The organism is Streptococcus sp. V913, assembly GCF_054353455.1.
This window is the reverse complement of the sequence record NZ_JBTHHX010000001.1, coordinates 312,609-325,630: the sequence shown is the minus strand read 5'-3', so window position 1 is coordinate 325,630 and position 13,022 is coordinate 312,609. Positions and strand designations below refer to the sequence as shown.

11 protein-coding genes are annotated in these 13,022 nt (G+C 40.0%); all 11 read left to right on the top strand.

What is annotated here, in order from left to right; all coding sequences use genetic code 11:
* The 11 genes from ACXYSL_RS01595 (at position 1) to ACXYSL_RS01545 (ending at position 13,000) form a co-directional block, all read left to right on the top strand.
* Entirely contained in the window at positions 1-1,104 is a 1,104-nt protein-coding gene (locus ACXYSL_RS01595) for a prephenate dehydrogenase (protein WP_414387919.1), read from the top strand.
* Between the two features lie 10 nt (positions 1,105-1,114).
* Positions 1,115-1,453 (top strand): YlbF/YmcA family competence regulator, encoded by a 339-nt coding sequence (locus ACXYSL_RS01590; RefSeq protein WP_033585642.1) that lies wholly within the window; start codon positions 1,115-1,117, stop codon positions 1,451-1,453.
* A gap of 90 nt (positions 1,454-1,543) precedes the next feature.
* A complete protein-coding gene (gene aroA / locus ACXYSL_RS01585; protein ID WP_458623779.1) occupies positions 1,544-2,827 on the top strand; it encodes a 3-phosphoshikimate 1-carboxyvinyltransferase in 1,284 nt (427 codons plus the stop codon).
* A complete protein-coding gene (locus ACXYSL_RS01580) occupies positions 2,820-3,296 on the top strand; it encodes a shikimate kinase (RefSeq protein ID WP_458623778.1) in 477 nt (158 codons plus the stop codon). The genes aroA and ACXYSL_RS01580 overlap by 8 nt, the downstream gene beginning before the upstream one ends.
* On the top strand, positions 3,293-4,141 hold the full coding sequence (gene pheA, locus ACXYSL_RS01575) for a prephenate dehydratase (protein ID WP_458623777.1): 849 nt from the start codon (positions 3,293-3,295) through the stop codon (positions 4,139-4,141). Before ACXYSL_RS01580 ends, pheA begins: the two co-directional genes overlap by 4 nt.
* Positions 4,138-5,433, top strand: coding sequence for an LCP family protein (locus ACXYSL_RS01570; protein WP_045617372.1), 1,296 nt, complete (start codon positions 4,138-4,140; stop codon positions 5,431-5,433). Before pheA ends, ACXYSL_RS01570 begins: the two co-directional genes overlap by 4 nt.
* A 145-nt stretch (positions 5,434-5,578) precedes the next feature.
* Positions 5,579-6,415 (top strand): LicD family protein, encoded by an 837-nt coding sequence (locus tag ACXYSL_RS01565; protein WP_007520258.1) that lies wholly within the window; start codon positions 5,579-5,581, stop codon positions 6,413-6,415.
* Positions 6,412-7,380 (top strand): glycosyltransferase family 2 protein, encoded by a 969-nt coding sequence (locus ACXYSL_RS01560; RefSeq protein ID WP_096421979.1) that lies wholly within the window; start codon positions 6,412-6,414, stop codon positions 7,378-7,380. Before ACXYSL_RS01565 ends, ACXYSL_RS01560 begins: the two co-directional genes overlap by 4 nt.
* A gap of 21 nt (positions 7,381-7,401) precedes the next feature.
* Positions 7,402-9,561 (top strand): LicD family protein, encoded by a 2,160-nt coding sequence (locus tag ACXYSL_RS01555; protein WP_096421981.1) that lies wholly within the window; start codon positions 7,402-7,404, stop codon positions 9,559-9,561.
* A gap of 57 nt (positions 9,562-9,618) precedes the next feature.
* Positions 9,619-10,431: a LicD family protein gene (locus ACXYSL_RS01550; protein WP_084920604.1), complete on the top strand. Its 813-nt coding sequence runs from the start codon at positions 9,619-9,621 to the stop codon at positions 10,429-10,431.
* Positions 10,432-10,474: 43 nt separating this feature from the next.
* The gene (locus tag ACXYSL_RS01545; protein ID WP_458623776.1) at positions 10,475-13,000 is read left to right on the top strand and encodes an MBL fold metallo-hydrolase; all 2,526 of its coding nucleotides are present in this window, start codon (positions 10,475-10,477) and stop codon (positions 12,998-13,000) included.
* Positions 13,001-13,022: the final 22 nt, after the last annotated feature.

The window sequence follows — 13,022 nt, the reverse complement described above, 5'->3', positions numbered from 1 at the left end:
ATGGCAAAAACCATCTATATCGCAGGTCTCGGTTTGATTGGTGCTTCGATGGCACTCGGTATCAGGCGTGATCATCCGGATTATGAAATTATAGGTTATAATCGCAGTCAGGCTTCGAGAGACATTGCCTTGGAGCGGGGGATGATTGACCGTGCGACGGATGATTTTGCCAGTTTCGCTCCCCTAGCAGATGTCATCATCCTGACCTTGCCAATCAAACAGACCATTGCTTTTATTAAGGAGCTGGCAAACTTAGACTTGAAGGAAGGCGTCATTATCTCGGATGCAGGCTCGACCAAGTCAGCCATCGTGGATGCGGCGGAGGAACATTTAGCTGGTAATCCTGTTCGCTTTGTCGGGGCCCATCCCATGGCCGGTAGCCACAAGACAGGGGCTGCCTCTGCGGATGTTAATCTCTTTGAAAATGCCTACTATATCTTCACACCTTCGAGCCTGACAAGTCCTGACACACTTGAGGAAATGAAGGATCTGCTTTCAGGCCTTCATGCTCGTTTTATCGAGATTGATGCCAAGGAGCATGATCGGGTGACTTCTCAGATTAGCCATTTTCCTCATATTCTGGCTTCCAGCCTTATGGAGCAGACGGCAGTTTATGCTCAAGAACATGAGATGGCAAGGCGCTTTGCGGCAGGTGGTTTTCGAGATATGACTCGCATTGCGGAAAGCGAGCCAGGTATGTGGACTTCCATTCTCTTGTCCAATCGTGAGACTATTCTAGATCGAATTGCGGATTTCAAGGAGCGCCTAGATGAGGTTGGACAAGCCATCAGCAAGGGAGATGAAGAGCAAATCTGGAACTTTTTCAACCAAGCGCGTGCGCAACGTCAGGCCATGGAAATCCATAAGCGTGGTGGTGTGGACAGTTCTTATGACCTCTATGTCGATGTTCCCGATGAAGAAGATGTTATCTTGCGGATTTTGGAATTACTTCGTGGGACTTCTTTGGTTAATATCCACATCAACGAAGAAAACCGTGAAGATGTTCACGGGATTCTACAAATTTCCTTTAAAAATGCTCAAGACTTAGAACGAGCTGAGCGCTTAATTACAGAAAATACGGACTACACAGTCGTCATCAAATAAGGAGAAAATCATGTCAAATATTTACGATAGTGCAAATGAACTTAGTCGCGGATTACGCGAATTACCAGAATACAAGGCGGTCAAGGCAGCAAAAGATGCCATCCAAGCTGATGAACAAGCTAGCAAGATTTTTGCAGACTACCTCGCTTTCCAGCAAGAAATCCAAGTCATGGCGCAAACGGGACAAATGCCAGACGCCTCTTTCCAAGAAAAGATGCAGTCTTTCAGCAAACAAATCCAAGAGAACGCTCTTTTGTCAGATTTCTTTACCAAACAGCAACAATTGTCTATATACCTTTCAGACATTGAAAAAATTGTCTTTGAACCTGTTTCAGAATTATTAAAATAGTATTTTATCTGTATAAAAGCCAGAAATTTCAGGAATTTCTGGCTTTTTTGTGATAAAATAAGAAAAAGTGTTGCAAGTATGAGGTCAACTATGAAACTAAAAACAAACATTCGCCACTTACATGGCAGTATCTGGGTTCCAGGTGACAAGTCTATTAGTCACCGTTCGATTATTTTCGGAAGTTTGGCTGAGGGAGAAACCAAGGTATATGATATTTTGCGTGGAGAGGATGTACTTTCAACCATGCAGATTTTTCGTGACCTTGGTGTTGAAATTGAGGATAAAGATGGGGTTATTACCATTCAAGGTGTTGGAATGGATGGCTTAAAAGCTCCGCAAAATGCTCTTGATATGGGTAATTCTGGTACCTCGATTCGCCTGATCTCAGGTGTCCTTGCTGGTGCAGACTTCGAAGTAGAAATGTTTGGAGATGATAGTCTTTCCAAACGTCCTATGGATCGTGTGACGATTCCATTGAAAAAAATGGGGGTTAGCATTTCAGGGCAAACAGAGCGAGACCTGCCTCCCCTTCATTTAAAAGGGACGAAAAACCTAAGACCTATTCAGTATGAGTTGCCAATCGCCTCTGCCCAAGTCAAGTCTGCCTTGATGTTTGCGGCCTTGCAGGCTCAGGGTCAGTCAGTTATTATCGAGAAAGAATGCACTCGCAACCACACAGAGGACATGTTGCAACAATTTGGTGGTCATTTAAGTGTGAATGGTAAAACGATCACTGTCTCTGGCCCGCAAAAATTGACTGGACAAAAGGTTATCGTTCCAGGAGATATTTCCAGTGCTGCCTTTTGGCTAGTCGCTGGATTGATTGTTCCAAATTCTCGTGTCGTGCTGAAGAATGTGGGCATTAACGAAACGCGTACTGGTATCATTGATGTCATTCGCGCCATGGGTGGAAAACTAGAAATAACTGAAATCGATCCAATCGCTAAATCTGCAACCCTGACTATTGAGTTTTCAGATCTAAAAGGAACAGAGATTGGTGGAGCCTTGATTCCTCGTTTGATTGATGAATTGCCTATTATTGCCCTTCTGGCGACCCAAGCACAAGGTGTCACAGTTATTAAGGATGCTGAAGAACTTAAGGTCAAGGAAACCGACCGCATTCAGGTGGTGGCAGAGGCTTTAAATAGTATGGGGGCGGATATCACTCCTACAGCAGATGGGATGATTATCAAAGGGAAATCACCCCTTCATGGCGCTAGAGTCAATACGTTTGGTGACCATCGTATCGGAATGATGACAGCCATCGCAGCCCTCTTGGTTGTAGATGGAGAGGTGGAGCTTGACCGTGCCGAAGCCATCAATACCAGCTATCCAAGCTTCTTTGATGATTTGGAGACCCTGATACATGGCTAAGGTATTACTCGGATTTATGGGGGCTGGGAAATCCACAATCGCAAGAGGCTTGGATCCAGACTATCTAGATATGGATGCCTTAATTGAGGAAGGCTTGGGCATGTCCATTACCAATTTTTTCACTGAAAAAGGAGAAGCGGCCTTTCGTCAAGTAGAGTCAGAAGTTTTAGCGGATTTACTAAAAACGGACCGAGTTGTGTCAACTGGCGGAGGAGTTGTCATTTCTCAGAGAAATCGTGACTTGCTCAAAACCAATCCTGATAACATCTACCTAAAAGCAGATTTTGAAACCCTTTACCAACGTATTTCAGCTGATAAGGGCAATCAACGGCCACTTTTTCTCAACAACAGTAAGGAAGAGTTGCGAGAGATTTTTCAAGAAAGACAGGCTTGGTATGAGGAAGTAGCCAGTCGGGTTTTGGATGTGACCAAGTTAAGCCCAGAGGAAATTATAGAGGAACTGAGATGAAAATTGCTTATCTAGGTCCCAAGGGATCTTTTTCGCATCATGTTGTGCAGACAGCCTTTCCCAAAGAGGAATTGCAGGCCTTTGCCAATATCACAGATGTTATCAAGGCCTATGAACAGGGCTTGGTGGACTATTCTGTGGTACCAGTTGAAAATTCTATCGAGGGTAGTGTTCATGAAAGCTTGGACTATCTTTTTCATCAGGCGGACATTCAGGCTGTTGCAGAAATAGTACAACCTATTCATCAGCAACTGATGGCAGTTTCTGGTCATACTAAGATTGAAAAGATTTTTTCACACCCACAAGCTTTGGCTCAAGGAAAGAAATTCATAGAGGAGCATTATCCAGAAGCCCAGCTTGAAGTAACTGCAAGCACAGCCTATGCAGCCCGCTTTATCGCTGAACATCCAGACCAGCCTTTTGCAGCTATTGCCCCTAGAAACTCCGCCGCTGAGTATGGTTTGGAATTGATAGCAGAAGATATCCAAGAAATGGAAGCCAATTTCACACGTTTTTGGGTGTTAGGGGCAGAGATACCGATGATTCCTTTGAACTCACAAGCTGAAAAAATGAGTTTGGCCTTGACCTTACCAGACAATCTACCTGGTGCTCTTTACAAGGCACTTTCGACCTTTGCTTGGAGGGGGATTGACTTAACAAAGATTGAAAGTCGCCCCCTTAAAACAGCCTTGGGAGAATACTTTTTCATTATCGATATAGACTATAGTGACAAAGAACTGGTTCATTTTGCCAGACAAGAACTAGAAGCCATTGGAATTCAGCACAAGATACTGGGAACCTACCCGATTTTTACCATAACTGATATAGAAAAGGAGAGTCAATGAGCAAAGAAAATCCTTTAAGTCATCACGAGCAGTTACGTTATGACTATCTCTTCAAAAATATTCATTACCTCAACGACCGTGAACGGAGGGAGTTTGACTATCTCCAGCAAAAAATGACAGGTCCCAAATCTGAAGTTCACCATTTCTACCAAGAAGAAAAAGAAGAAACTTGGGGTAGAGATATTGATCTTCCGACTTATGGCAGTAGAAGCCGATCTAAGAGACGTGAAAAGGTAGCTCCTCTGCCTAAAGTCAAAAAGAAAAAAAGAAGAATTCGCTTCAAACGAATACTGACTTGGTTCTTGCTATTGATAACTTGCCTTGCTGCAGGGATGATTTTCATGTTTCTTCGAGGTTTTCATTCGGCAGCCAATCCAAGCAATAAACCAGCTGATGCCAAGGCAGCCCAAGTAGAAGTCTTTAACGGTCAGGATACCAAAGATGGCGTGAATATCCTAATCATGGGGACAGATGGCCGAATTGGTCAAAATAGTGCGGAGACCCGTACAGACACAATCATGGTTCTCAATGTCAGTGGTTCGGATAAGAAGATTAAGCTAGTCAGCTTTATGCGTGATAACTTAGTTTATATCGATGGGTATAGTAAGATTGTAAATGGCCAGAAACAGACGGATAACAAACTAAATGTTGCCTATGAACTTGGGGAACAAGAAGGTCAAAAAGGGGCAGAAATGGTCCGCAAGGTTCTAAAAGACAACTTTGATTTGGACATCAAGTACTATGCCCTAGTTGACTTCCAGGCCTTTGCAACAGCTATTGACACTCTTTTCCCTGATGGAGTAACAATTGATGCTCAATTTTCAACATTGAATGGTCAACCTCTGACAGAAGCTACAGTCGGAGACGACCTTCATGCAACAGAGACAGAGTCACCAACCCAAACCATTAAAGTTGGAAAACAGCAGATGAATGGATCCACCTTGCTGAACTACGCTCGCTTCCGTGATGATGATGAAGGGGACTATGGTCGTACCAAGAGACAACAACAAGTCATGTCAGCCGTTCTTGAGCAGATCAAAGATCCAACCAAGCTCTTTACAGGATCAGAGGCACTTGGAAAAGTCTTTGGAATGACTTCAACCAATCTACCGTATAGCTTTTTGTTGACCAATGGATTATCTGTCCTAGAAGGTGCTCAAAATGGAATTGAAAGACTCACAGTACCAGAACTTGGTGACTGGGTAGATGCTTATGATGTTTATGGAGGGCAAGGACTTCTTGTCGATCAAAATAAATACCAAACCAAACTCGCTCAAATGGGAATGAGATAAAAGGCGATAAATGAAAATCAAAGTTTGATTCACTAGTGAAATGGTGGTCTGAGCTTTGGTTTTTCTTACTATCTGATAGATTTTTAAGACTTTTTTATGGTATAATAAAATGATATAACTCGTTATTGGATAGAAGAGGAGAGATATGAGTGATTTGAAAGCGATTCAGGCTCGTAGTCTGGAAATGGCTGAATACTTCGTCGCATTTTGTAAAGAACATGATTTGTTATGCTATCTCTGTGGTGGAGGAGCCATTGGCGCCCTTCGTCATAAGGGCTTCATTCCTTGGGATGATGACTTAGATTTTTTCATGCCCCGCAAGGACTATGAAAAATTGGCAGAACTGTGGCCCCGTTATGCAGATGAGCGCTATTTCTTGTCAAAGAGCAAGAAGGATTTTGTAGACCGTAACCTTTTTATCACCATTCGTGACAAGGAAACCACTTGTATCAAGCCTTATCAGAAGGATTTGGATTTGCCACACGGTTTGGCTTTGGATGTTTTACCTTTGGATTATTATCCTAAAAATTCGGCTGAGCGTAAGAAACAGGTTCGTTGGGCTTTGATTTATTCACTCTTTTGCGCCCAAACTATCCCAGAAAAGCATGGTGCTATCATGAAATGGGGAAGTCGCATCTTACTCGGCCTAACTCCAAAATCTCTACGTTATCGCATTTGGAAAAAAGCTGAAAAAGAAATGACCAAGTATGGTCTGGCTGAGAGCGATGGAATCACGGAATTATGCTCAGGTCCCGGCTACATGAGAAACAAATACCCGATCGCATCTTTTGAAGATAATCTTTTCTTGCCATTTGAAGGAACAGAGATGCCCATTCCAGTCGGTTATGATGCCTATCTCAGAACTGCTTTTGGGGACTATATGACACCACCACCAGCGGACAAGCAAGTACCGCATCATGATGCTGTCATAGCTGATATGGATAAGCCTTATACAGAATACAAGGGAGAATATGGAGCATGATGGGAGAAAAAATAAGCGTTATCGTTCCGGTCTACAATGTAGAAGCCTATCTGGAGCGATGTGTGGAGTCGATTCTTCAACAGACTTATGCCCATTTTGAGTTAATCTTAATCAACGATGGTTCTACTGATTCCAGTGGACAGATCTGTGATCGCTTAGCATCTCAGTATGAGAATATCAAGGTTTATCATATCGAAAATGCTGGTGTTTCAAATGCTAGAAATATGGGAATTCAGCTAGCGACGGGTTCTTGGGTTACCTTTATTGATAGCGATGATTTCGTTACCCAGGATTACCTAGCTACTTTAGCAAGTGCAGTTGAAGGGTTGAATGTAGGCTTTGTAATTGCTCCTCTGCACCATATCAAAAACGGCATTGTAACTGATATACCTCCACATTCTGGAAAAACAGAACTCTGGTCAACAGAAGAAACCATGAAGGAACTATTGATGACTACCAGAACGTCATTTTTTCCAGTCGCAAAACTGTTTAAGAGAAACCTGCTTGCGGATGAAAAGTTTAATACAAATTATCATCTAGCTGAAGATGCCCTATTTTTAACTGAATTGCTACTAAAGACAAGATGCAGTAGCGTATTTATTGACAAACCTGTTTATTATTATGATCATCGTGAGGGAAGTGCAACAACATCTGTTAATCAGCATGTGTTTGATACGATAGAAGTTTATCAGCAAATAATCGCTCAAGTTTCGCAAGCCTTTCCTAATTTAAAATACGAATTAATAAACAGAGAATGTTGGTCGTACATCACAGTTTACGATAAAATTATCTTTACTTCACGTGAAGAGTATCAAAAGGAGAAAGCCGAGCTGAGGACTTGGATTGTTCAGCATCGACGCGAAATATGGAAGGATGCTTATTTCACTACTTTTCGCAAGGTAGCGATCCTTTCACTTGTCATTTCTCCATGGCTATATAAGAAAATTGTTGGATTAAAAAACTAATATCATGAGAAGGAGTTGAAAATGAATTTTTCAAAAATGGATGAATACTTTGAAAAATCAAAACTATGGATTGCGTATCTATTTGTTTTCATTTCGATTTTAAGTATGAGTTCACTGGTTTATAAGATAGCAAATCCCCTCTATAAGGGATTGTCAGCGATTGTAGTGCTTTATATTTGCTATACTTTATTGTTTAAGTGGAAAGAAATCACAGTAGATCGTAAATTTCTATCCTTATTTGGACTATTAGCTGGAAGCCATCTGCTATCTGCTATTTTCAATCGCTCGGGACATTTGATTGGAAATGTGATTGAAATTCTCTTCATGGTAACCTATGTTTTACTATTTACCATGTTGCAATCAGGGCAACTTAAAAAATTATTTGACTGGATTGCCTATACGGTTCAAATTGTATCTTTTTCTTCAGCAATTTTTGCGTTTGGTTTATTGGTAAGTAGAGTTCTTATCCTATTTAAGATTGGCGAACAATCTTATTACTATGGTGTCATGAATGGACGTCTGTGGGGAATTGTTAATCCTAATGCTAGTGCGATATTTTCATACATTAGCATTATTTTGGCTATGTATTTGATCCATAAAGGAAGTAAGTATTCTGTTTATCTTAAACTGAACAATGTGATTCAATTAGTTTACTTCGCTACGATGCAAAGTCGAGGAGCCTTACTTTCTTTACTTCTCATGATTGGACTCTATAGTTTCTTTGCTACTAGAGGAAGTATCGTTAAACGATTCCTCACTTTTATAGTTGTTGGTTTGCTGATTACTGCAACTAATATTGGATTAAGCTATGTAACTTCAATCTATATTTCATCTGAAACTACGACTGTCTTAGATTTAAACAAAGGACAATCCTATGCTGAAACAGATTCGTCTGTCGCTAAGAAGAATGGTGAGCTCCATCTGATTGAAACAACACCAAGTGGTAGAACCTATATCTGGAAAAATGCCATCAAGATGGGAAGTACGAAACCAATTTTTGGTTATGGTGTACGAAATGTTCCAGATTACTATACAGAATATTTCAGTAAATTTGAGATTCAAAACTCCCTTATCGGTGGGAATTTCCATAACATTTTTGTGACCATATTTGTCAGTTCGGGAGTTCTAGGCTTAGCATTCTTCTTTCTTATATTGGGATATGTAATCAAGCGCTTTTTAACTTATTTGATTGTTTCCAAGAAAAATACTGATAAATTGATCATGATCCTTTTCTTCGGTATCTTGCTTGGTCAATTATTTGAAAGTCAGATTATGTATTCAACCAACTTTATTAATATCATCTTCTGGCTAGCGATTGGCTATGGACTTGTAGTCTGCAAACAGGATGAAGGAATTCGGTATCAAGAAGTAACAGATGTCAGTGAAATTCAACAGATGGAACTTGGAATCATGGAGTATATTCATGAAGTTTGTCAGAAAATTGGGGTTAAGTATTTCTTAACATATGGAAGTCTAATTGGTGCTGTTCGCCATCAAGGATTTATCCCTTGGGATGATGACATGGATATCTGCATGTTACGAGAAGATTATGAAAAGTTACAAGACTACCTTATCGCTAACCCTGATGAACGTTACGAGGTCATGTCTTATAAAAATAATCTCAACTATGTCTATCCCTTCATGAAAGTGCAGGATAACCATACCTACTTGTTGGAAGAAGATGTTCGCATCGATTCAAATATGGGGATATATGTAGATATTTTCCCTGTAGATGGCTACGAGGATGACGTAGAATTTAAAAACAAGATGACGAAACTGATAAAGAAACGTCAATTGAGTTGCTACACCTTTAAAGGCATTACTAATACGAAAAGTGTACTGAATTCACTGCTACGCTATGTGTCAGTTATTATTTTCTATTTCACCAATACGAACAAATACGTTGCCCAGATTGAAGAGCTTGCAAAATCCCGTAAAGTCTCAGATTATGAGCAAGTGGATTATCTTATCTACAAAGATATGAACAAACCAGTGTGGAGACGTGAATGGCTGGAACAAGCTACTACTGGAACATTTGAAGGTAAGGAATTTACCATTCCGAAAAATTATCATGAAATTTTGACCTCAGACTACGGAGACTATATGCAATTGCCACCGGTTGAACAAAGAGTATCTCATCATGATTTTAAATTGTGGAAGATTATTAAAAGGTCTAAATGACGAGATTGAAATTAAGAAACGTTTAAAAATATAGTCAAATTTAGGAGAATAAAACCTATGTCTGAAAGAACTTTAACTCTTGAAGAAATCAAACAAGTAGAATTGGATATTTTAAAGTATCTACATGAGCTTTGTGAACAACATCAAATCAAATACTTTATTGATTTTGGAACCTTACTAGGAGCTGTACGCCATAAAGGATTCATCCCTTGGGATGATGATACAGATATTTCCTTAGCGCGTGATGAATTTGAAAAACTGTATAAGGTTTTACAAAATGAAAATCATCCCTACTATAAATTGATTTCATTCAGAGAAACAAAGGGATATCCATACAGTTATATGAGAGTCTATGATGTAAGGACACGTCGAGATGCTAACCTCGTAGACCCAACGGTCGTATTGGGAACTTGCGTTGACATTTTTCCATATGATGGTGTCGTAACACAGGAAAGTGACCGTAAGAAAATGAAACTCTACAAATATTTCGTTCGCCTTTCTTCTTTGAATTTTAAAGGGATCAAGTCTGAGAATGGTGGACTTAAAAACCTCCCTCGTTATATGGGATCAGCTATTTTCCGCTTAACTTCTCCACAGCTATGGAATCAAAAATTAGAGAGTCTTGCTTTGAAGTATAGTGTAGATCAAGCAACAGATCTTACTTGTACTATCTATGACCCTTATTATCCAAATGGTATAAAAAAAGAATGGCTCTATGATTTGATTGATATGCCTTATGAAAACATTGTGGTCAAGGTTCCTAAAAAATACCATGAAATACTTGTCTACGAATTTGGAGAAAACTATATGACTCCACCCCCTATTGAGCAGCAAGTCCCAGGAGGGGATAAAAACTACTGGATTGATTAGATTAGTAAAAGTTGCTTATTGTTAAGATAAAGGAGTTTTCAAGATGAAAAATAAATGGTTATTAAAATCAGTTAGATATAGTGTTCTCGCATTCTTTCTATTACTGATTCAGTTATCGCAAGGAGTAGATGCAGATACTATCTCTGCAGGTTCGGGCAATCGTATCCATTTCATAAATACTAAAGCAAAATCTGGAAGTGATGCCATCCTTCTGGAAAGTAATGGTCATTATGCTTTGATTGATATGGGAGAAGACTATGATTTCCCTGATGGGAGTGACCCACGCTATCCAAGCCGCTGGGGAATTTCCATGAGAAATAATCAAGTATTGGAAGATCGCTTGATTCGCCACCTGGATCAAATAGGTGTAAAAAAATTAGATTTTATTCTAGGAACTCATGTCCATAGTGACCATATTGGTGGAGCGGATGAAATACTCAATCGATATCAAGTCGGTAAGTTTTATTTGAAAAAATATTCAGATGATCGGATCACCTCACACTGGGGACTTTGGGATAATCTTTTTAATTATGATAATGCTTTGAGAGCAGCTCAAAGACGCGGAGTTACTCTTATTCAGAATATTTCAGATGAGGATAGCCATCTAAAATTAGGTGATATGGATATCCAACTCTATAACTATAAGAATGAATATGATGCTGATGGGAATCTGAAAAGAGTTCGAGATGATAACTCCAACTCCATTGTTTCAGTGGTGACTGTGGCAGGAAAGAGAATCTATCTTGGTGGAGATTTGGATAATGCTGAGGGAGCAGAAGATAAGTTAGGTCCAGTTATCGGCAAGGTTGATATGATGAAATGGAACCACCATTATGATGCGACAATTTCAAATACGATTAATTTCCTTGAAAACTTATCACCAAAAATGGTTATTCAGACAACTGGTGGAGATATTAATGTTGCTTCAACCAGAGAATACCTTCAGAAGAAAAATATTCAGGTTCTGCATGCCGCTAGCCAAACTCAAGACGCTACCGTTTTTGATATTAGCGATAAAGGATTTGCTAATGTTTCAAATACCTTCCCTGATATCCCTGTAGTTGACGAAAAATGGTATCAAGAAGATGGTTATTGGAAATATCGTTTGACTGACGGAGAAATGGCTATCGGCTGGAGAGAGATTGGCGGAGCCACTTACTTCTTTAACGGAAAGGGACAAATGCAAGCAGGTCGCTGGCTTCATCTTAACGACGACTGGGGAGAAAATGCCAAAGGGAATGATTACTATCTGAACCAAAATGGTAAAATGCAAACTGGTGGTTGGTTCAAACTAGATGACTCTTGGTATTATATCCAATCAAATGGTGCTAGACGATTTAGCGAGCTCTCTGAAATTGGAGGGAAAAAGTATCTCTTTGCGGCAGATGGGAAGATGCTAACAGGACATCAAGTCTATAATGGCAAGAAGATGTTCTTTAGCGAAAGTGGTGCACTCCAAGCAGCAGGTAAGCCTTCAACTTGGCAAAAGATTAATTCAGATTGGTATTTCTATGATGAGGATGGGCTAAAGACTGTCGGTAAAAAGAATATTAATGGAAGCACGTACTACTTTAATCAAGAAGGTGTCATGCAAACAGGCTGGGCCTTTGTTGATGGTCACTGGAACTATTTTGCAAGTTCTGGAGCTATGAAAACCGGCTGGGTCAAGGATCAGGAAACATGGTATTATTTGGATAAAGATGGCATCATGTTAACTGGAAGCCAAGATATTAATGGTGTCCGTTACTATTTGAATGCCAGTGGTGCCATGCAAACAGGCTGGGCCTTTGTTGATGGTCACTGGAACTATTTTGCAAGTTCTGGAGCTATGAAAACTGGTTGGGTCAAGGATCAGGAAACATGGTATTATTTGGATAAAGATGGCATCATGTTAACTGGAAGCCAAGATATCAATGGTGTCCGTTACTATTTGAATGCCAGTGGTGCCATGCAAACAGGCTGGGCCTTTGTTGATGGTCACTGGAACTATTTTGCAAGTTCTGGAGTTATGAAAACTGGTTGGTTGAAAGATGGTGAAGCTTGGTACTATCTTGAAGGAAAAGAAGGCATTATGCTGGTCGGCCTTCATCAAGTAGATGGTAAGCAATATTACTTTAGCAAATCTGGTGCCATGCAAACTGGCTGGAAATGGTCTGATAATCATTACCGTTACTTTGAATCAAATGGAGCCATGAAAACTGGTTGGATAAAAGACAAAGGCGTTTGGTATTATCTAAATCCTGAAGATGGTATCATGTTGGTTGGTCTTCATAAAGTAAATGGTGATCATTATTACTTTGATGAATCAGGAGCTATGCAAACGGGTTGGAAACAGCTTGATGGTAATTGGTACTATTTCCAAGCTGATGGTTCTTTATTGAAGAACGCAACAACACCTGATGGTTATAAAGTAAACGAAGAAGGTATCTGGAAACAGGCTGTTGCTGCTGTAAATAGCGAGGCAGTTAAGCCAGAACAGAAACAAGAATCTAATTCCTCTATTGTTGAACAACCTAAACAAGATTCAAACCTAGAAGCCAACGCTTCTGAAAAGAAGGAAAAAGAATAAAGAAGAAATCCCCTACTGGCAA